The organism is Nocardia sp. NPDC059228 (assembly GCF_042754245.1).
In the GTDB taxonomy this organism is placed as follows: Bacteria; Actinomycetota; Actinomycetes; order Mycobacteriales; family Mycobacteriaceae; genus Nocardia.
This window is the reverse complement of the sequence record NZ_JBHZAL010000002.1, coordinates 83,335-102,881: the sequence shown is the minus strand read 5'-3', so window position 1 is coordinate 102,881 and position 19,547 is coordinate 83,335. Positions and strand designations below refer to the sequence as shown.

Here is a 19,547-nt window from a genome sequence, read left to right as displayed (position 1 = left end):
ATCCAGACATACCCCCGACGCCATGCTAGGGGCACCCACCGACAAGTTTGGCTACGCGTGCTGAAACGCTGGTCACAGCGTATTTATTGCGAGATGTGACTAGGCCCGCCGATCGGCGCGCACGGCCGTGACGCCCGCCACACCGGGCAGCGCCCGGCGGACACAGCCCGTGATGGCCCGCGGCTGCAGGACCCGATCCCGGTCCCGATCGCGCGAGCGGTCCTCGGCGCCGGCCGCGGTGACCAGCGCGAGATCGCCGTCGAAGCGCCGATACAGCAGCCGGCCACGGCGCGTATCGGCATCGGTGAAGAACAGATAGGGCAGCCCGCCCAGGCACAGCCGGGCCACCGCGTCGTCTTCGAGCAGGACCGGCACGCCGTCGCGCATCCGGCCCAGGGTCCGCACCCCGAGCGGACCGGTCCAGCAGACCACCGCCTCGGATCCGGTCTCGGCATCGATGAACAGGTGCGCGTCGTAATCCATGGCATCGAGCACCCGCGCCGCCGCCGCGGGTGTGGCCGCCTGCAGCCGACAATCCTTGCGCCGCACGATCGGTCGCGGCTCGGTCACCGCGGACAGCGACGGCCGCGCGGGATCCGGCCAGGGCCTGGACAATTCGTCCGGCGGGCAGCCCAGCCGCAGATCCAGCCGCTCCAGCGCGAAGGTGGACGCGAACCGGCCCGGCCCGGCGACCTGCACCCGGAATGCCTTTCCCTGCGTCCGGACACCCGCCTGCACCAGCGTCGCCTCGTCCTCGGCGGCAGGCCAGCGCAGACGTGCCCGCACCGGCCCTGCGACCCCGTGCCGGCGCAGGATCCTGCCCATTCCGCGCACCACCCGAGTCACCTCCCCCGCCGGGACGTGCCCGTGCGTCGTCACTACGAAATCCGGATCGATTCCATTCGACCACACATCGAATGCGCCCATCGCCGACCCCGCTCTCCCTGTTCCGACCCGGCAACCCGTCTCCATGGCAACACACCCAAGTCACCCTCGACAGTGCCGAAAGTCCCGAACCAGACCACTTTCGGGGAAAATTCTCCGACAAAAATAACCGGACATATTTCCGGACGGTTCGGGCACCGGAAATTAGGGACCTTCGGCGGTATCCGGGCGTCTTCCCGCGAGATACGTTTGCCACTACCGTTTCGCGCGCCCGCGACCCGAGCTTGGAGGCCGTCGTGATCAAAGTCTTCCTGGTCGACGATCACGAGATCGTCCGCCGCGGTCTGACCGACCTGCTGGAGGAGGATCCCGAACTGACCGTCGTCGGCGAGGCGGGTGACGTCGCCCAGGCGCTGGCCCGGATCCCGGCGCTGCGCCCCGACGTGGCGGTGCTGGACGTCCGCCTGCCCGACGGCAACGGCATCGAACTGTGCCGCGACCTGCTCGCCGACATCGACGACCTGCGCTGCCTGATCCTCACCTCCTACACCGACGAACAGGCCATGATGGACGCCATCCTGGCCGGCGCCAGCGGCTACGTGGTCAAGGACATCAAGGGCATGGAGCTGGCCAAGGCCATCAAGGAGGTGGGCGCGGGCCGTTCGCTGCTGGACAATCGCGCGGCCGCGGCGCTCATGGCACGGCTGCGGCGCAGCACCGAATTCGACGGCCCGCTGGCCGGTTTGACCGATCAGGAGCGCAAGCTGCTGGACCTGCTCGGCGACGGCCTCACCAACCGGCAGATCGCGGAACGGATGTTCCTGGCGGAGAAGACCGTCAAGAACTACGTGTCCCGGCTGCTGGCCAAACTCGGTATGGAACGCCGCACCCAGGCCGCCGTGCTGGCCTCGAAATTGCGTACGGGACAGTCACGTTCGGCATGACAACCTCTCGGCAACCTCGGCACGCATAGAATTCCGCTTGCCGTGTCGTATCCGCCGGACCGCAGGACAACCATGCACGACACACCCCGCACCGGTCCCTACTCGGTGCGTGAAACGCTGTCGCAGCTGCGATTACGCGAATTGCTCACCGAGGTCAAGGACCGGGTCGAACAGATCATCGACGCCCGGGACCGCATCGACGGGCTGGTCGAGGCCATGCTCGCGGTCACCTCCGGCCTCGATCTGGACCAGACCCTGAGCACGATCGTGCGCGCCGCCACCATTCTCGTCGACGCCCGCTTCGGGGCGCTGGCGGTGCGCGGGCACGAACAACAGCTCAGCCAGTTCATCTTCCACGGCATCGACGAGCAGACCCGGGTGTGCATCGGCGCGCTGCCCGAGGGCCACGGCGTGCTCGGCCTCGTGCTCGACAAGCCCGAACCGCTGCGCCTGGACGATCTCGCGCATCATCCCGCCGCGACCGGATTCCCCGAGCACCATCCGGTCATGCGCACCTTCCTCGGCATGCCGGTGCGGATCCGCGGCGAGATCTTCGGAAACCTGTACCTCACCGAGAAATCCGGCGGGCACCCCTTCACCGAGGACGACGAGGTGCTGCTGCAGGCGCTGGCCGCCGCGGCCGGTATCGCCGTCGACAATGCCCGCCTCTACGAGCAGGCCCGCACCCGGCAGGCCTGGATCGAGGCCACCCGCGATATCGCCACCGAATTCCTGGCCGACACCGAACCCAGCAAGGTGCTGGCCCACGTGGTCGAGCACGCCCGCGAGCTGACCGCCTCCCAGCAGGCGCTGCTGGCCGTGGTCGCCGATCCCGACGACGCGCCCGAGGATGTCGCCGAACTCGTTGTGGCGCAATGGTCCGGCCCCGGCGAGCCGCCGCACGGACACGCGGTGCGCGCGGTCGCCACCGCCGTCGGGCAGGCCCTCACCACTCGCACCCCGCTGCGCTTCGACGACGCCCGCCACATCGACCTGGGCACGCCCATCGCCGATATCGGCCCGGCCCTGGTGCTGCCGCTGCACACCCCCGACTCCACCCTGGGCGTGCTGATCACGCTGCGCGCCGCCGAATCTGCGCCCTACACCGACGAATTGGTGGAGCTGATCGCCGCCTTCACCGATCAGGCCGCGCTGGCCATGCAACTGGCGGTGGCGCAGCGCCGGATGCGCGAACTCGACATCCTCACCGATCGCGACCGGATCGCCCGCGACCTGCACGACCACGTCATCCAGCGACTGTTCGCCATCGGGCTCCACCTGCAGGGCACCGTGCCGCGCGCCCGGGTGCCCGAGGTGCAGAAACGGCTGGCCGACGCCATCAACGATCTGCAGGAGGTGGTGGAGGAGATCCGCACCTCCATCTTCGATCTGCACGGCGGCGACGGGCACAGCACCCGGCTGCGCCAGCGCATCGAACGCGCGGTCAAACAGCAGACCACCGCCACCGACATCCGGCCGCTCATGCACATCACCGGACCGCTGTCGGTGGTCGAGCCGGCGCTCGCCGATCACGCGGAAGCCGTGGTGCGCGAGGCGGTTTCGAACGCGGTCCGGCATTCCGGGGCCGACACCATCACCATCGACATCGGCGTGGCCGACGATCTCACCATCGTGGTCTCCGACAACGGCCGCGGCATTCCGGACGACATCACCCCCAGCGGCCTGACCAACCTGGCCCGGCGCGCCGAACAGTCCGGCGGCAGCCTGGCGGTGTATCCGCGGCGCGATCCCAGCGGTGACGGCACCGGCACGAAACTGCACTGGTCGGTGCCACTGCACTGACTCGCTGAGAGCTCGGCCGGCGTCAGCCGACCGGGCCGAGCACCACCGCGGAGTTGTTGCCGCCCATGCCCAGCGAGGTCTTCACCGTGATGCCGTCGACGCCGCGCCGGACGCCGTCGACCAGACGGGGATGCGCGGGCGCCACGATCGGGGCGGACACCAGCAGCCCGCGCTCGTAGCCCAGTGCCGCGACGGCCACTTCGACCCCGGCCGAGGCGGCCTGGCAGTGCCCGGCCAGCGGCTTGAGCGCCACCACCGCGGGGCGATCGTCGAAAAGCTCCGCCAGCAGCGCGGTTTCGGCGGCGTCGCACTGGGCGGTGCCGGAACCGTGCGAATTGAGGTACGCGACCTCGCCGGGATGGACGTCGGCGCTGACCAGGGCGCGGCGCACGCACTCGAAGATCTGGGCGTAGGACGGCTCGACGGAGATCACGTGGTGACCGTCGTTGGACATGGCCCCGCCGAGCATCACCGCATAGGGCCGCTCGGCGTCACGTGTCGCCAGGAACGCGACCGAGGCCTCGCCGAAACCGAAGCCGCGACTGCCCTGCTGGAAGGGACGGCAGGCGTCGAGGGGGTCGGTGTCGTCCACCGCCGCGCCCAGTACCACGAACGGCTGCACCATCTCCGGAATCCCGGACAGGTCGGTGGCGACCACCAGCACGTCGTCGGCGATGCCCTGGGCCAGCCACAGCTGCGCGGTGACCAGGGCCACGTTCGCCGAGGAGCAGGCGGCGGTCACATTCATGGCCGGGCCGTGAAACCCGAACTCGCTCATCAGCATCGATACCGGGGTCGAGGGAAGTAATCGCAGATAGTCGCGCGAACGCCGCTGCCCGCCGTCGACGGTGTAGAAGTCCCGCCACTCATAGGCGTCTCCGAGCACGATGGCGTGCAGCAGGCCGACCGTCCGGCCGGGCCGCCAGCCGCGTTCGCGCGCATCGGCCACCGCCTCGCGCGCCGAGCCGATGACCGCGCGTAGGTAGCGGCTGGGCGGTAGCTCCGGATCGCCGCCGTCCGGCACGCGGGCGATCCACCCCTGCCGATCGCGTTCGGGCCCGTACCCTGGAAAGAGCCGGGCTGCGGGTTTGCCGGTCAGCAAACCTTTCCAGAGGGTTTCGCGGCCCCAGCCGTACCCGGTGACAGCGCCGATGCCGGCCAGGGTCATATGATCTTGATGCCGACCTGCGGTCATCGGGACGGGGATGATGCCTGGCATTTGCATCGCTCCTCTCGGGCCGTTGCCCGTAATGGTCACCACTGGCGGGCCGATGCTGTGCGGAACTGCAACTCATTCAATACGGTCGGCAAGGGGCACCAGCTAATTTATAGATAACAGAATGGTGCCGTGCTCCAGTGACGTGTCGGAACGACGATCAGGGGGTGCATGACGTGATGGGTAACGATCGGGCAAATGACTCGGCCGATGCCGAACAGCTGGCCCAGCGATACCGGTCCCTGGTGGATTACAGCCCCGACGGGGTCGTGGTCCACGAGCGTGGCACCGTCGTCTACGCCAACCCGGCAATGCTGCGGCTGCTGGCGGCCGCAGATCCTGACGACGTGATCGGGCAACCGGTCACCAATTTCGTCGAACGAAGTTCCGTCCCTCCCATGCTCGACCGCATCCGCCGCCTCACCATCGCGGGCACCGCGTCCGACCCCGCCGAGATGACGCTGATGCGATGCGACGGCGGCAGCGTCGACGTGGAGACCGTGTCGGTGCTCACCGCCTGGCACGAACACCTCGCCTACCAGGTGGTGGTGCACGATCTCACCGCGCAGCGCCGCGCCGAGGCCGCCCAGCAGCGCGCCGAACAGTTCTTCACCACGGTGGTGTCGCAACTGGAGGAGGGGGTGGTGGTGATCGACCGGCACGGGCGCATCGAATCCGCCAATCCGGCCGCACGACGCATCTTCGGCTACGACTCCGACGATCTCGTCGGCACCCACATCTACGACATCCCGCTGTCCCTGCTGGACGCCAATGCCCAGCCCATGCCCACGTCCTGGTATCCGGTGATCCGCACGCTCGCCACCGGGGAGACGGTGACCCGCTTCGTGTTCGGGCTCGACCGGCCCGACGGGCAGCGGCGCTGGCTCTCGGCCAACAGCCGGCTGCTCGATCCCAGCGATCCGGAGTCGGCGGCGGTGTCGTCGTTCAACGACATCACCGAATTCCGCGCCAGCCGAAGGCAATTGGAGTACCAGGCCACCCACGACCCGCTCACCGGGCTGGCCAATCGGGCGCTGGTGCTGTCGCGGCTGGCGGCGGCGCTGGGCACCTCCGAGAGCCTGCCGGTGTCCAGCGTGCTGTTCATCGACCTGGACGGGTTCAAGGCCATCAACGACACCCTCGGGCACGCCATCGGCGATACCGTGCTGCAGATCGTGGCGCAGCGACTGCAGCGCGGGCTGCGCTCCGAGGACATCGTGGGCCGGATCGGCGGTGACGAATTCCTCGTGCTGCTGTCCGGCCGCACGCTGGGCGACGATATCGACACGCTCATCGCGCGGCTGCGCCAGACGATGGCCGAGCCGATCATCGCCCGCGGGCACCGCATCCAGGTCGACGCCTCGATCGGGGTGACGGACCTGTGCGCGGGCGACAATCGCACCCCGGAGGCCGTCCTCCACGATGCCGACGTGGCCATGTACCGGGCCAAGCCGCCCAACCATCAGAACGGAACCCTCGGACGCCGCAGCGACAGCACCCACGCCTCCTGAACCCGGCAGTTTCGGGGCTTGTCACCTGGCGGTACGGCGCGCGAGGGAATCGCGAACTAGACTCGACAACTCTGTTCTCGATGCTTCGCGCCCCGTACCCAACACGGCGGACGTGGTGAACAAGGAGTTCCGTTTTGCCCGACCTCACCGAGGAGCGTTCCGTGTCCGATTCCGCTAACGCGGCTTCCCCGGACCTGGAGCGCGAGCAGCAGTACCTCACGAAGCTCTACGAACAGCTCGACGGCATGCGCGCCTACGCCCAGCGGCGGCTGCGCACCGTGCTGCTGGAGACCGGCGGCACGCCGCAGGCCCGGAGTGAGCGCGAGTCGTTCACCCAGCTCTACTCCGAGGACCTGGCCAAGTACGACGCCGCCGAACACGGCCTGTGCTTCGGCCGCATCGACATCGCCGAGAACGGTGACAGTGAGCACCGCTACATCGGGCGCATCGGCATCCTCGACGAGAGCGCCGACTACGAAACGCTGCTGCTGGATTGGCGCGCCCCCATGGCCCGGCCCTTCTACCTCGCCACCACCGCCGCGCCCGACGGCGTGACCCGGCGGCGGCACATCCGCTCACGCAACCGCACGGTCACCGGGGTCAATGACGAGTACCTGGACCTGGATGCCGCGCAGCGCGCCGGGGTGGTCGGCGGCGACGGCGGCGTGGGCAGCGAGAGCGCGCTGCTGGCCGCGCTCAATGCCGCCCGCACCGGGCACATGAACGACATCGTCGAGACCATTCAGAGCGAGCAGGACGCCATCATCCGCTCCGAGCACAAGAGCGTGCTGGTGGTGCAGGGCGGGCCCGGCACCGGCAAGACCGCGGTGGCACTGCACCGCGCGGCCTACCTGCTGTACACCTACCGGCAGCAGCTGGACAAGGCCGGCGTGCTCATCATCGGCCCGAACTCCACGTTCCTGGATTACATCGGCCAGGTGCTGCCCTCGCTGGGTGAGACCGGCGTGCTGCTGTCCACCGTCGGCAACCTGTACCCGGGAGTGCAAGCGACACTGGAGGATTCGCTGCGCGCCGGGGAGCTCAAGGGCTCGCTCGACATGCTCGAGGTGCTCAAGAAGGGGGTGCGGGACTGGCAGGAGGTGCCGCGGGAGCCGATCCAGCTCTACTTCGACGGCCACCAGCTGGAGCTGGACCGCAAGATCGCCACCAAGGCCCGCGGCCGCGCCCGCTCCTCGCGCCGCCCGCACAACCTGGCCCGGCCCGTCTTCGCCGCCGCCGTCGTCGACGCGCTCACCGATCAGCTGGCCGCCGCCATCGGCTCGAACCCGCTGGGCGGGCGAAACCTGTTGAGCCAGACCGATCTCACCGAGATCCGCGACGAGATGCGGGCCGATCCCGAGATCCAGCGCGCCATCGCCGGACTGTGGCCCATCCTCACCCCGCAGGAGGTGCTGGGCGGGCTGTGGGCCGACCCCAAGCGCCTGGCCGATGCCGCCGGACAGCTGAGCCACGCCGACCGGGCCGAGCTGTACCGCTCCGACAGCGGCGAGTTCAGCGACGCGGACGCGCCCCTGCTGGACGAGCTGGCCGAACTGCTCGGCATCGACGACAGCGAGGAGCGCGAGCGCTCCCGCCGCCGCTGGCGCGCCCAATTGGCCGAGGCCCAGGACGCGCTCGACATCCTCACCGGTTCCGCGCCCCAGGATCTCGAGGACGACCTGGATCCCGAGCTGCTCATGGCCTACGACCTCATCGACGCCTCCCAGCTGGCCGAACGCCAGCAGGTGCGCACCCGGCAGACCACCGCCGAACGCGCCGCCGGCGACCGCACCTGGACCTACGGCCACGTCATCGTGGATGAGGCGCAGGAGCTTTCGGCCATGGCGTGGCGAATGGTCATGCGCCGCATCCCGAATCGCTGGATCACCGCCGTCGGCGACGTGGCCCAGACCGGCGACCCGGCGGGCGCCTCGTCGTGGCAGCAGGTGCTGGAACCCTATGTGGCCAAACGCTGGAAGCTCACCGAGCTGACGGTCAACTACCGCACCCCATCGGAGATCATGGCGGTGGCGGCGGACGTGCTGACCGCCATCGACCCGGCCGCGCCCGCGCCGCGCTCGGTCCGCGACTCCGGCTTCGAGCCCACCGCGACCCGGGTGGCGGCCCCCGAGCTCGCCGACGAGATCAAGCGGCTCGTCGCCGCGGAGGCCGAGCATCCCGGCACCACCGTGGTCATCGTGCCGCACGACCTGGCCCCGGAACTCGCTCACCTGACCGATGATTCGGTGCGCGTGCTCACCGTCCACGACGTGAAGGGCCTGGAGTTCGACGCGGTCATCCTGGCTGAACCGCACCGGATCCTGGACGAATCGCCGCGTGGCCTCAACGACCTGTACGTGGCGCTCACCCGCGCCACCCAGCGTCTGGCGGTCGTGCATTCCGCGGACCTGCCGGAGGTCCTGCGCCGGTTGCGCTGACAGGACCCGAACAGCGAAGCGGCCGAGCCCACATGGGGCTCGGCCGCTTCGCTGGAACCAGGGTTCGCTCAGCGCACGGTGTGCACGATCAGCACATCGCAGCGGGACTTGCGGGCCACGTCCGACGGCACCGAGCCGAGCAAGCGGCCGGCCAGGGTGTTGAGGCCGCGGTTACCGACGACGAGCAGGTCGGCCTCCACCTCCTTCACCAGGTCCAGCAGCGACTCGACGGGCTCGCCGACGACGGCCTTCTCCACCACGTTCACCGCGCCGACGGCGACGGCCTTGTCCCGCGCGACCCGCAGGATCTCGCTGGTCGGCGCGGAGCCGCGCACCTGGTAGGCCTCGTCCTTCAGCACGTCCGCGGCCGCGGCCACATCGCGGTCGTCGGTCGGGAAGTACGCACAGGCGATGTACAGCGTGGCGCCCTCGTCGCCGGCCAGAGCCGCGGCCCGCTCGACGGCGACGTACGACGAGTCCGAGCCATCGGTACCGACGACGATCGTCCGGTAGGCGGTCATTTCTCCTCCAAGTACAAGGGTCGGGGCCGCGGAATCCTCGACAGTGGGGTTTTCACCGCGGCAACTTCGCCTGACAATAGCGGCATAACCGGCGGAAATATTCGATATCGCAACACATCACACTTCCGTGGCGTGATCGGGCCCGGACACATTCCGGTTCCCGCCGCGAAGACAGCCCGGGCTACCAGCGAATTTCCCAAGCGCCGCGATGTGGCCCACAAAATGCCAACGGTGTTGCCTCCCTGGGAGATTCGTCACAGACCCGATATCCCCCGGACCGGCCGCGGGCCGTTCATTGTGACATCGCACAACGAACGGCCCGCGAAACAGTGACTTGGCCTTGCCTCACAGCTCACGATATTCGGCCCACAACCAGCCGAGAATCGCGCTGAGGACGGACATGCGATCCTCTTCCCTCCGGCCGATCAATGACGCGCAATACTAACGCGCCCGATCCGATCAGAGGCTGAAAAGCGGTCCGGTGAGCGTCAATCCGAGATCCCCGCCGGTGTGGGCGAAGAAGGCGAACAGCATCAGCGCCGCGCCCGCGAGCGCGATGTCCTTGTTGAAGTGCACCATCTCGGTCTGCTTGGCCTCCGCGTCGGTCTCCTTCCAGAAGGGGTGCATGAGGAGGGCGGTCGGCACCAGGAAGACCAGCAGCAGCAGCGTGCCCAGGTCGGCCCAGACGCCCAGCAGCACGCTCAGTCCGCCGGCCAGCAGCAGGACACCCGATGCGGGCACCGCCAACTCGGCCATGGGCACCCCCTTGAACTGCGCGTACTGCACCATCGTCTTGCGCTGCGCGACATGCCCGAAGCCCGAGCCGAGGAACAGCAGTGCGAACAGGATCCGTCCGATCAATACCAGCACGTCCATGGCCCGCTCCTTCGATGATCGATACGCCATTGGATGACATGGCAACCAACTTCTGGGGTACTGACATTATTCCCGGACCAGCAGTTGTCAGGATGGTAGCGAGATACGGGCATATTCGAGCGGAGGCAGTCCGATCTCCTTGGCGAACTCGTTGGAGAAGTGCGCCTGATCGAAGTAGCCGAGCTCGACGGCCAGCGCGGCCAGGTCCGAGGTGCGGCCCTCGGCCAGCAGATGTGCGCCGTCCTGGAGGCGATAGCGGCGCAGCACCCACTTCGGGCCCGCACCGACATAGCGGCGGAACAGCCGCTGCAGGGTGCGGACGGGAATGCCGAAACGCTCGGTGACCTGGTCGACCCGGGTCAGATCGCGATCATGCTCCATGGCCTCGATGATCGCCAGTACCTGGCGGTAAGCGGTGTCGTCGCCCCCACCGGCCTCCTCGCGCCGGACTCCGACCAGGAAATCCTCGATCAGGTCCCGGCGGCGTTCGGCATCGGCGGTCGCGAGCACGGCCTCGGAGAGGGTGTCGGCCGCCGGGAAGATATCGGTTGCCGGGACCGAGGTATCACTGAGTGCCCCGACGTCCAGGCCCGTGAACGCGCCGAAGCCGCCGGCCCGGAACTTGACCCCGAAAGTCTCTCCCTCCCCGGCCAATTCACGCACATACTTGGTGGTCCACACGCCGGTGACGAAGGCGCCGGCGCGCTCGTGGGTGTGCTCGAAGGTGAGGTTCACGCAGGGGTACGACAACACCTCGGCCTGGAAGGGCGGCTGTCCCCGGCGATCCCAGCGCACCGCCCAGTACCACTCGACATAGCGGGACACCCGGGGGCTCGCGGGCAGCCGGGAGTGATTGTTGGCCTGGTTCTGCTGGCGGGGCCGCAGAATGCCCTTGGCGGTCTCCGGCGGCGGCACCGGCTGCGGCGAGAACCGGCCTCCGGCAGTGCTTCCACCGACTCCTTCGGCAGTGTTTCCACTGTTCATCGCGCCTGTCGCTTTCTTACAAGACCATCGCCGCCGCGGCGGCGAGAGTAGTGCGCATGAGCAACGCAGTGAATCCGATCCCCGAGGGCTACCACTCCATCACCTGCTTCCTGGCCGTCCCGGACGCCAATGCGGCCATCGAGTTCTACTCCGCCGTCTTCGGCGCGAAGGTGCTGAGCCGCAACGATCTTCCCGACGGCCAGGCCGCGCACGCCGAACTCCTCATCGGCGACTCCACCATCCAGGTCGGCATGCCCATTCCCGACGAGGGCCTGCGCGCCCCCGCCGACGACTGGGTCCACACCAGCGTCGTCCACTACTGCCCCGACGTGGACGCCGTCTCGAAGCTGGCCGCCGAGAACGGCGCCCGCTTCGTCGCCGAACCCGCCACCTTCGTCACCGGCGACCGCTTCGGCCGGGTCATGGATCCGTTCGGCCACCGCTGGATCGTGATGACGCGAGTTGAAGACGTCTCCCGAGAAGAGGCCGAACGCCGCGTAAACGAGTGGATGGCCCAGCAGGCCTGACAACGCGACTCCCCCGCCCGGCAGACCATCTGCCGGGCGCGGAGCCTCGTCCGTCATCCGCGCGTGCGTTCGGCTGGAATCCAACCGATTTGCCGTGAATCCCGGCCGAGAGCATGTGGTCATGACAAGGGGCACTGCCGTCTGTCGCACGGTCGGCCCGCCACCTGCCGGCCGAAGGTCCTTGCGCCGCAGGCTTTCTCTCACGAGAGGCCAGCGGCATCCATGCCGCGTAGTTCCTTCTTCAGATCGGCGATCTCGTCGCGGAGGCGGCCGGCCAGCTCGAACTGCAGCTCACGGGCCGCGTTCATCATCTGCGCGGTCATGTCCTTGATGAGATCGGCCAGTTCGGCGCGCGGCATGTTCTTCACGTCGCGGCCCTCGTAGACACCGGCACTCACCGCCCGGCCGGGCTCGCCCTGGGCGCGGCGGCCGCGGCTGACATTGCGGCCCGAGCCGCCTACCTCGACCTCGGTCTCGTCGGCCTCGCGATACACCTGGTCGAGAATGTCGGCGATCTTCTTGCGCAACGGTTTCGGATCGATGCCGCGCTCTTCGTTGTAGGCGATCTGCTTGGCGCGACGGCGTTCGGTCTCGTCGATGGCGTGGCGCATGGAGTCGGTGATCTTGTCCGCGTACATGTGGACCTCGCCCGAGACATTGCGCGCCGCACGGCCGATCGTCTGGATGAGGCTGGTGCCCGAACGCAGGAAGCCTTCCTTGTCGGCATCGAGAATCGCCACCAGCGAGACCTCGGGCAGGTCCAGACCCTCCCGCAGCAGGTTGATGCCGACCAGTACGTCGTATTCACCCAGCCGCAGTTGCCGCAGCAATTCGACGCGGCGCAGGGTGTCGATCTCCGAGTGCAGATAGCGCACGCGCACACCGAGTCCCAGCAGATAGTCCGTGAGATCCTCGGCCATCTTCTTGGTCAGCGTGGTGACCAGCACGCGCTCGTCACGCTCGGTGCGCAGCCGGATCTCGTGCACCAGATCGTCGATCTGCCCCTTGGTCGGCTTGACCACCACCTGCGGATCCACCAGGCCGGTGGGCCGAATGACCTGTTCGACGAATTCGCCGCCGGTCTGGCCCAATTCGTACGGGCCGGGCGTGGCCGACAGGTACACCGCCTGCCCGATCCGATCAGCGAACTCCTCCCAGGTGAGCGGCCGGTTGTCCACCGCCGACGGCAGCCGGAAGCCGTACTCCACCAGGTTCCGCTTGCGCGACATATCGCCCTCGTACATGCCGCCGATCTGCGGCACGGTCACATGCGATTCGTCGATGACGAGCAGGAAATCCTCGGGGAAGTAATCCAGCAGCGTGGCCGGCGCGGTTCCGGCGGCACGGCCGTCGATATGCCGCGAATAATTCTCGATGCCGGAGCAGAAACCGACCTGCTTGATCATCTCCAGGTCGTACTGGGTGCGCATCCGAAGTCGTTGCGCCTCCAGCAATTTGCCCTGCTTCTCCAAATCCGCGAGCCGCTCGTCGAGCTCCGCTTCGATATCCCGCACGGCCCGCTCCATGCGTTCCGGACCCGCCACATAGTGGGTGGCCGGGAAAATCCGGACCATATCCACCTGACGCACCACATCACCGGTGAGCGGATGCAGATAATAGAGCGCCTCGATTTCGTCCCCGAAGAATTCGATGCGCACCGCCAATTCCTCGTAGGAGGGAATGATTTCGACGGTGTCGCCGCGCACCCGGAAACTGCCGCGGGTGAACGACATGTCATTGCGGGTGTATTGCACATCCACCAGCAGGCGCAGCAGCCGATCGCGATCGATCTCGGTGCCGACCTCCAGCTGTACCGACCGATCCAGATACGACTGCGGTGTGCCGAGGCCGTAGATGCACGACACCGACGCCACCACCACCACATCCCGTCGAGAGAGCAGGCTCGACGTGGCCGAGTGCCGCAGCCGCTCGACATCGTCGTTGATCGAGCTGTCCTTCTCGATATAGGTGTCGGTCTGCGCGATGTAGGCCTCGGGCTGGTAGTAGTCGTAGTACGAGACGAAGTACTCGACCGCGTTGTTCGGCAGCATCTCGCGCAGCTCGTTGGCCAGCTGCGCGGCCAGGGTCTTGTTCGGCGCCATGACCAGCGTGGGCCGCTGCAACCGCTCGATCAGCCAGGCCGTGGTGGCGGACTTACCGGTACCGGTGGCGCCCAGCAGCACCACATCCTTCTCGCCGCCCCGGATGCGCCGCTCGAGCTCCTCGATGGCGGCGGGCTGGTCACCGGCCGGCCGATGCTCGCTGACGACCTGGAACTGCCCGTCGACGCGCTCGACGTCGCTGATGGGCCGGTGCTCGGAATGAGCCAGCGGCAGGTCGTCCGGGATCTCGGTTGCAAACGCCATGACCCCAGCCTAGGACCCCCCACCGACAGTTCCGCCTCGCAATTCCGCCTCCCCGGGTCTTCAGCGGACGGCTGAGAGCCGTTGACAGTGGCAAACCCGTGCCGGCGGTTGGGTGCCGAACCGGTTCTGGTCGTCCCCGGCGAGTTACCCTCGCCTCACGAAATCAGTCGTCGCTTCGGGCACGGTTGCCGGGGTCCAGCTCCGTGTCGGCAAAGTCGCCGCTGTCGATTCCCCATGGCACGCACACGGTTTCGTAAACCATCGGTAAATGTCCGAATTGACCATTACCCCAAGGGTTTTCGTGCCGTCGATGTCGCGTAGATCTCAGTCGGTTCGCTACGGTTTGAATCGCGGTTCCCGGGTGTACTCTGAGCTCGCTGGTCGCACGATTCGAGAAGAGGCAGGGCGATGACCGGTCTGCATACGCCACAGCGGAATTCCACCAATGGCGCACACCCCTACGACGCGATCGGCAACACTCCTCCGGTGTCTCCGCATCGCCCAAGACTCGAATACTTCAATCTCGCGGATCTGTCGTGGACCGATTATCGCGGGTTTCTCCACCCCGTGGAGCGTTTACATGCAGAACCGTTCGGTCTGTATGTCGAACGGACAGTGGACAATCCACGTTTCCACTACATCGAGTCCTGGCTGCTGCCCGAGCTCACGCTGCGCGCCACGGTCTACCACCTGCGGCCCGGCCATGATCGCAGCCAGACCTACTACCTCGACATCGGCGAGTACGGCCCGTGCGAGGCCAAGAAGTGGCGGGCCGAGAGTCACTACCTGCACGTGGTGGCGCGCCGGGGCCAGGCTCCCGAGCTGGTCGGCATCGACCAGCTGCTGAGCGCCCATGCCGCAGGGCATTTCGACACCGCGCGCACCCATCTCGCCATCGAGCGGGCCACCGCCGTGGTGGACGGCATCGCCGGCTGCGGTCACGATGTCGACCGCTGGCTGGCCGGCCAGGGCATCACGCTCAGCTGGCTGTAGAGACGAACCCGCCCGGTCCGTGCGGCACGGACCGGGCGGGTTCGAACGGGTCTGTCCGTCCTCCGACTAGCCGGACAGGCTCGGCAGCAGTCCGTTGAGGCCGCAGCCGAAGCTACCGAAGCTGCTGGCCGGATCCACCTGCACGGTGATCGACTTCGAGATGAGGGTCTGAGTGGCCTTCAGCTCGTGCGAACCGGCGGCGCTCGGGGTCCAGTTGATGGTGACCTTGTTGCTCAGCAACGAGGGCGACACCGGGCTGCCCGTCAGCTCGACGCCATTGTCGGTGAACGACACCGAGGTCAGGCGGTCGACCTCGACGCTCGCGGTGAGCGTGTAGGAGCAGCCGACATTGTGGGTGGAGCCCGAGACCTCCAGATTCGACGGCCAGGCACCGGCCTGCGGAGCGACCAGGACGACGGTCCCGGCCACCGCGCCGAAGGTCGTCAATCCCATGCCGACCCGGCGAGCACGGGTTGTGTGTGCGTTCATGCAGTACTTCCCTTGGGTTGAGGCACCCGCCCAGGCGCGGCGAGTGTCGTGCGCGACGAAACGGCGCAGCCGCACATTAGCGAAACACGACCGCTTCAGATCGCGTTTTCGGAAAATTCGACCCGGTCGGCGCCGGATTCCAGCAATCTGCCGGCGACGCGGCATCCGCTCCCCTGGACGACCGCCGCCCGACACGCGATGCTGAATGGCATGACTCGGGCACCCGCGGTAGATCTGCACCGACCCAAGGTGGAGTACTTCAATATCGACGAGCTCACCAATATCGATCCCAAGGGTTTCGTGCGGCAGGTGGAGCGGTACCAGGTCGAGCCATGGGGGATGTACATGGCCCGCACCTCCGACCATCCCGAGTTCCACTACATCGAATCCTGGCTGCTGCCAACGGTGTCCATCCGCGCCACCGTGTTCCACTTCACCCCCGCGCACCGGCGCGACCAGGACTACTACATCGACATCGGCGAGTTCGCGCAGGTCGGCCCGAAGCAGTGGAAGTCCGTCGACCACTACCTGGATCTGGTGGTCCGCCAGGGCCGCGAGGTCGAGCTGCTCGACGTGGACGAGCTGCTCGCCGCGCACGCCGCCGGCTATGTCACCCTGTCCGAGGCTCAGCAGGCCATCGAGTCGGCCACCTCGACCATCGACGGAATCGCCGCGCACGGCCACAGTTTCGAGGCCTGGCTGGCGTCCAAGGGCATCACGCTGACCTGGATGTAGACCGGAGACAGAGGGGCCGTCCACCGAGGGGTGCAGACGGCCCCTCAACCGTCGAGGCGGCTCCGCCGGACGGGTCAGACGCCGAGGATCAGATTGACCGGGCGGCCCGGGTCGGCGTTCGCGTGCAGCCGTTCGCCCGCCGCAAGATCCACACCCGACGCGGCGAGCAGCGCGTCCCCCGCGGCGACCGGCGGGAAACCGATGTCCGTCAGGCGATCCCGCAGGCCGTCCACGGCGGCGCCATCGGCGACCGTGATCCGGATGTCGAGGACATCGGCGGCCGGTTTGCCCGCCACCGAGGTCGGCCCGACGTGTTCGATGCTTCGCGCGTCCGCGCCGCACGCCACGGCGAGCCGCGCGATCACCCGCCGAGCCTGCGCGGGCCACTCCGGATCCGCCTCCGCCACGGGCAGTTCCGGCCGGGCCGCGGGCGTGCGGGTGCGCAGGTTGCGTTCGAAGGGAACCAGGCGCTCGTCCCACAGCCGGTGCACCTCGGCATCGATGACGCCGGTCGCGCCATTGTTGTCGAGCAGCACGTCGGCCACGGCCCGGCGCTGGGCGTCGGTGGCCTGAGCCGCGATGCGGGCGCGGGCATCGGCCTCGTCGATGCCGCGGAACTCCACCAGGCGGCGCAGCCGGGTCTCCTCGGCGGCGTCCACGATGACCACCAGGTTCATGAAGGGCGCGAGGCCGTTCTCGACCAGCAGCGGAATGTCCTGCACCACAATGCCGTCCGCGGGGGCGGCGTCGATGAGCGCGGCGGTGCGCTTGCCGACCAGCGGGTGGGTGATGCCGTTGAGGGTGGCGCGGGCCTCGTCCGAAGCGAAGGCCTTGGCGGCCAGGGCCGGTCGGTCGAGGCTGCCGTCGGCGGCGAGGATGTCCGCGCCGAAGGCCTCGACCAGGGCGGCCAGCCCCTCGGTGCCGGGCGCGACCACCTCGCGGGCGATGACGTCACTGTCCACCAGCACGGCTCCGCGCTCGGTGAGAATGCGGGCCACGGTGGATTTGCCCGCGCCCATGCCTCCGGTGAGACCGATTCGCAACATTCGTTCAGTCTCGCATCAGCGCCGGTCATCGCGCCCATCAGGGTTACCCCCTCCGGTCTGCGGTTTCACCTGCAAGTGCAGTGCTTGGCCATTCCGTGACACCCATGAGACCGTTTCGCAACTTTTTCGGAGAATACGGACCGTTTGTCGGCAAGATTCCGACACGCCGGGGCGAATGTCGCGCAATATTCGGTGACGCACACTTTTGTTCGGCTATGGTTCGCCGCAGGCGATCTTAGGCCGGTAACACGCAAGAGAAGGAACATCAGTGGGCACCAAAAAACTCCGGACGGGTCGCCACCGTCTGGGCCTGGCGGGCACCGTGCATTGCATCGAGATCCCCGCCATCGCAGCCGCTCTCGTCGAGCACCGTCGCTCCTGGCTGAGCACACTGCTCAACCCGGCCCGGCACAGCGTCGCGGCCCAGCGAAAACGGTCGCCCGAGACTCGCGTCGTGCGGCGCTGGGTACCCGCCACCGCCGGCTGATCCGGCGCGGCCGGCCGATCCGCCGACCGAGTTGATCCGCTCCCCCGAAACACACAGTGGCCCGGTCCGATTCGGACCGAGCCACTCTTTTGCGTGCGTGTCGCACGGTGCCGTTGTGCGCGGGCCACCCGGTGCCGCCGGACCGCTCACCCGGCGGCACCGGAACTCTTACACGATTCCGCTGGGCCGACGCCGTGTGCCGGGGTCCTGCTTGGGCATGGAGTTCGGCGGCACCGGATAGGGCGTGCCGACGGTCGCGGTGCCCAGGGCGATGTTCGGCCCGCACTGCGCCACGGCGGCGTCGACCTTCCGATTCGCCGGAGCGAACGCGGGTTTCGTGGCGTCCGGGGCCGAGGCGAAGTCGAAGGCCGAGGTCATATCGCCGGTCACGCTCCGCCGCCACGCGGTCAGGTTGGGCACGTCGACCCCGAAGCGGCGCTCGATCAGGCGCAGCTGCGAGGTGTGATCGAAGGTCTCCGAGGCCACCAGGCCGCCGCGGCTGTAGGGCGAGATCACAAAGCACGGCACGCGGTAGCCGAGGCCGATCGGACCGGTGATGCCCTCGAACTTCTTGTCCGTCGGCACCGTGACGAACTCACCCGGCGTGCCGGCGGGCGCGGTCGGCGGGGTCACGTGGTCGAAGAAGCCGCCGTTCTCGTCATAGGACACGATGAGCGCGGTCTTCTCCCACACCGCCGGGTTGGAGGTCAGGATGTCGAGCACCTGCATGATCCCGACCGCACCGAAAGCCGGTGGCAGCGCAGGGTGTTCGCAGTTCAGCAGCGGCGGGATCACCCAGGAGACCGAGGGGAGGGTACCGGCGGCCACGTCGGCGGCGAAGTCCTTCGGGTACTCCGGGGCCTTACCGCGCCGCGCCAGTTCGGAATTCGGGTCGGCGGCCTGCTTGAAGCAGCCCATCATGCCGTCCAGCAGCACCGAGGACAGCGGGCCGATGTCGCGGTTGTTGTAGATCTTCCAGCTGACGCCCGCCTCGGAGAGGTTCTCCGGCATGGTGCGCCAGCTGTAGGCGTTCTGCGGAATCAGCGTCGGGGTCTCGAGCAGCGGTCCGCCATTGAGGCCGTCCGGATCGATGGTCGCCGAGACCCAGTACAGGCGGTTGGGGTCGGTCGGTCCGAGCACCGAGCAGTGGTAGTTATCGCACAGGGTGAAGGCATTGGCCAGGTCCCAGTGCACCGGGATGTCGTCCTGGGTGTAGTAACCCATTGCGGCAGGGCCGTTTCCGGCGCCGACGGAGGCGATGGACATGGGCATCCAGCCGTCGTTGCGGCCGTTGTTCCACGCCTTGTGCATGGCCGGCCAGCTGTGGTCCGGGTCGTTGATGCACTCACCGTCGAGGGTCGCGCCGCGGGTGGTGTCGAGGCGGAAGGGGTTGAGGAAGCCGTCCGGGGTCGGGCCGACGCCGGGCGCGTACCCGTACTGGTTCCAGGCCGGAGACGGGTCGTCGAAGCCGCGCACACCGGACATGGCGCCGAAGTAGTGGTCGAAGGACCGGTTCTCCTGCATGAGCAGCACGATGTGCTCGATGTCGCCGAGCCCGCCCATGCCGGCCGGATCCGCGGCGTAGGCCCGCTCGATAATCGGTCCGGCCAGTGCGGCGAGCGAGGCCGCACCGCCCGTGGCCATGGCTTTCGCCAGAAAGTCGCGCCTGTTGATTCCGGCGAACACGCCCATACTCCGGTAGTGCCTTCCCGCTAGGAGTGAAAGG

The 19,547-nt window shown here is 68.0% G+C and carries 16 protein-coding genes and 1 pseudogene; 8 read left to right on the top strand and 9 right to left on the bottom strand.

Annotated features, from left to right (window positions below; translation table 11 throughout):
• Positions 1–99 precede the first annotated feature (99 nt).
• Entirely contained in the window at positions 100–927 is an 828-nt protein-coding gene (locus tag ACFXKA_RS04340; RefSeq protein ID WP_379426002.1) for a sigma 54 modulation/S30EA ribosomal C-terminal domain-containing protein, read from the bottom strand.
• 254 nt (positions 928–1,181) lie between these two features.
• Between ACFXKA_RS04340 and ACFXKA_RS04335 the strand changes: the two genes are divergently transcribed.
• Positions 1,182–1,829 carry a response regulator transcription factor gene (locus ACFXKA_RS04335; RefSeq protein ID WP_354846173.1) on the top strand — a complete coding sequence of 216 codons (648 nt, stop codon included), beginning with the start codon at positions 1,182–1,184 and terminating at the stop codon, positions 1,827–1,829.
• A 72-nt stretch (positions 1,830–1,901) separates the two neighbouring features.
• Positions 1,902–3,632 (top strand): GAF domain-containing sensor histidine kinase, encoded by a 1,731-nt coding sequence (locus ACFXKA_RS04330; RefSeq protein ID WP_379426000.1) that lies wholly within the window; start codon positions 1,902–1,904, stop codon positions 3,630–3,632.
• A 22-nt stretch (positions 3,633–3,654) separates the two neighbouring features.
• On the opposite strand, the gene ACFXKA_RS04325 is transcribed toward ACFXKA_RS04330, so the two are convergent.
• Positions 3,655–4,800, bottom strand: a complete 1,146-nt coding sequence (locus tag ACFXKA_RS04325) for a beta-ketoacyl synthase N-terminal-like domain-containing protein (protein ID WP_379425999.1) — start codon at positions 4,798–4,800, stop codon at positions 3,655–3,657.
• Positions 4,801–5,027: 227 nt separating this feature from the next.
• Between ACFXKA_RS04325 and ACFXKA_RS04320 the strand changes: the two genes are divergently transcribed.
• Both ACFXKA_RS04320 and ACFXKA_RS04315 read left to right on the top strand, forming a co-directional pair.
• Positions 5,028–6,359 (top strand): diguanylate cyclase domain-containing protein, encoded by a 1,332-nt coding sequence (locus ACFXKA_RS04320; protein WP_354846166.1) that lies wholly within the window; start codon positions 5,028–5,030, stop codon positions 6,357–6,359.
• A gap of 161 nt (positions 6,360–6,520) precedes the next feature.
• On the top strand, positions 6,521–8,797 hold the full coding sequence (locus ACFXKA_RS04315) for a HelD family protein (protein ID WP_379425998.1): 2,277 nt from the start codon (positions 6,521–6,523) through the stop codon (positions 8,795–8,797).
• A gap of 68 nt (positions 8,798–8,865) precedes the next feature.
• Here ACFXKA_RS04315 and ACFXKA_RS04310 read toward each other — a convergent pair whose 3' ends face one another.
• The 3 genes from ACFXKA_RS04310 to ACFXKA_RS04300 all read right to left on the bottom strand — a co-directional run bounded on the left by ACFXKA_RS04310 (position 8,866) and on the right by ACFXKA_RS04300 (position 11,178).
• A complete protein-coding gene (locus ACFXKA_RS04310; protein WP_354846161.1) occupies positions 8,866–9,318 on the bottom strand; it encodes a universal stress protein in 453 nt (150 codons plus the stop codon).
• Between the two features lie 459 nt (positions 9,319–9,777).
• Positions 9,778–10,194 (bottom strand): DoxX family protein, encoded by a 417-nt coding sequence (locus tag ACFXKA_RS04305; protein ID WP_354846158.1) that lies wholly within the window; start codon positions 10,192–10,194, stop codon positions 9,778–9,780.
• Between the two features lie 87 nt (positions 10,195–10,281).
• Complete coding sequence (locus ACFXKA_RS04300) at positions 10,282–11,178, bottom strand: DUF6597 domain-containing transcriptional factor (RefSeq protein WP_379425996.1); 897 nt, start codon at positions 11,176–11,178, stop codon at positions 10,282–10,284.
• Positions 11,179–11,234: 56 nt separating this feature from the next.
• On the opposite strand from ACFXKA_RS04300, the gene ACFXKA_RS04295 reads away from it, so the two are divergent.
• The gene (locus ACFXKA_RS04295) at positions 11,235–11,705 is read left to right on the top strand and encodes a VOC family protein (RefSeq protein WP_379425994.1); all 471 of its coding nucleotides are present in this window, start codon (positions 11,235–11,237) and stop codon (positions 11,703–11,705) included.
• Positions 11,706–11,905: 200 nt separating this feature from the next.
• Here ACFXKA_RS04295 and uvrB read toward each other — a convergent pair whose 3' ends face one another.
• Positions 11,906–14,071, bottom strand: a complete 2,166-nt coding sequence (gene uvrB / locus ACFXKA_RS04290; RefSeq protein ID WP_354846151.1) for an excinuclease ABC subunit UvrB — start codon at positions 14,069–14,071, stop codon at positions 11,906–11,908.
• Between the two features lie 408 nt (positions 14,072–14,479).
• Between uvrB and ACFXKA_RS04285 the strand changes: the two genes are divergently transcribed.
• Positions 14,480–15,064, top strand: coding sequence for a DUF402 domain-containing protein (locus ACFXKA_RS04285; protein WP_379425993.1), 585 nt, complete (start codon positions 14,480–14,482; stop codon positions 15,062–15,064).
• A gap of 66 nt (positions 15,065–15,130) precedes the next feature.
• On the opposite strand, the gene ACFXKA_RS04280 is transcribed toward ACFXKA_RS04285, so the two are convergent.
• Positions 15,131–15,553: a hypothetical protein gene (locus tag ACFXKA_RS04280; protein WP_379425991.1), complete on the bottom strand. Its 423-nt coding sequence runs from the start codon at positions 15,551–15,553 to the stop codon at positions 15,131–15,133.
• A gap of 210 nt (positions 15,554–15,763) precedes the next feature.
• Here ACFXKA_RS04280 and ACFXKA_RS04275 point away from each other — a divergent pair, with 210 nt between their 5' ends.
• Positions 15,764–16,288 carry a DUF402 domain-containing protein gene (locus ACFXKA_RS04275; RefSeq protein ID WP_354846143.1) on the top strand — a complete coding sequence of 175 codons (525 nt, stop codon included), beginning with the start codon at positions 15,764–15,766 and terminating at the stop codon, positions 16,286–16,288.
• 95 nt (positions 16,289–16,383) lie between these two features.
• Here ACFXKA_RS04275 and coaE read toward each other — a convergent pair.
• Positions 16,384–17,334, bottom strand: a pseudogene (gene coaE, locus ACFXKA_RS04270) (dephospho-CoA kinase); the annotation flags it as partial.
• Between the two features lie 268 nt (positions 17,335–17,602).
• On the opposite strand from coaE, the gene ACFXKA_RS04265 reads away from it, so the two are divergent.
• Positions 17,603–17,821, top strand: a complete 219-nt coding sequence (locus ACFXKA_RS04265; RefSeq protein WP_379425990.1) for a hypothetical protein — start codon at positions 17,603–17,605, stop codon at positions 17,819–17,821.
• Positions 17,822–17,989: 168 nt separating this feature from the next.
• On the opposite strand, the gene ACFXKA_RS04260 is transcribed toward ACFXKA_RS04265, so the two are convergent.
• A complete protein-coding gene (locus ACFXKA_RS04260) occupies positions 17,990–19,513 on the bottom strand; it encodes a phospholipase C (RefSeq protein WP_379425988.1) in 1,524 nt (507 codons plus the stop codon).
• Positions 19,514–19,547: the final 34 nt, after the last annotated feature.

Bases quoted from the DNA above. Each gene is read 5' to 3' on its own strand.
- ACFXKA_RS04340 (WP_379426002.1), bottom strand. From the start codon at position 927: ATGGGCGCATTCGATGTGTGGTCGAATGGAATCGATCCGGATTTCGTA.
- ACFXKA_RS04330 (WP_379426000.1), top strand. From the start codon at position 1,902: ATGCACGACACACCCCGCACCGGTCCCTACTCGGTGCGTGAAACGCTG.
- ACFXKA_RS04325 (WP_379425999.1), bottom strand. From the start codon at position 4,800: ATGACCCTGGCCGGCATCGGCGCTGTCACCGGGTACGGCTGGGGCCGC.
- ACFXKA_RS04320 (WP_354846166.1), top strand. From the start codon at position 5,028: ATGGGTAACGATCGGGCAAATGACTCGGCCGATGCCGAACAGCTGGCC.
- ACFXKA_RS04310 (WP_354846161.1), bottom strand. From the start codon at position 9,318: ATGACCGCCTACCGGACGATCGTCGTCGGTACCGATGGCTCGGACTCG.
- ACFXKA_RS04305 (WP_354846158.1), bottom strand. From the start codon at position 10,194: ATGGACGTGCTGGTATTGATCGGACGGATCCTGTTCGCACTGCTGTTC.
- ACFXKA_RS04300 (WP_379425996.1), bottom strand. From the start codon at position 11,178: ATGAACAGTGGAAACACTGCCGAAGGAGTCGGTGGAAGCACTGCCGGA.
- ACFXKA_RS04295 (WP_379425994.1), top strand. From the start codon at position 11,235: ATGAGCAACGCAGTGAATCCGATCCCCGAGGGCTACCACTCCATCACC.
- uvrB (WP_354846151.1), bottom strand. From the start codon at position 14,071: ATGGCGTTTGCAACCGAGATCCCGGACGACCTGCCGCTGGCTCATTCC.
- ACFXKA_RS04285 (WP_379425993.1), top strand. From the start codon at position 14,480: ATGACCGGTCTGCATACGCCACAGCGGAATTCCACCAATGGCGCACAC.
- ACFXKA_RS04280 (WP_379425991.1), bottom strand. From the start codon at position 15,553: ATGAACGCACACACAACCCGTGCTCGCCGGGTCGGCATGGGATTGACG.
- ACFXKA_RS04275 (WP_354846143.1), top strand. From the start codon at position 15,764: ATGACTCGGGCACCCGCGGTAGATCTGCACCGACCCAAGGTGGAGTAC.
- ACFXKA_RS04260 (WP_379425988.1), bottom strand. From the start codon at position 19,513: ATGGGCGTGTTCGCCGGAATCAACAGGCGCGACTTTCTGGCGAAAGCC.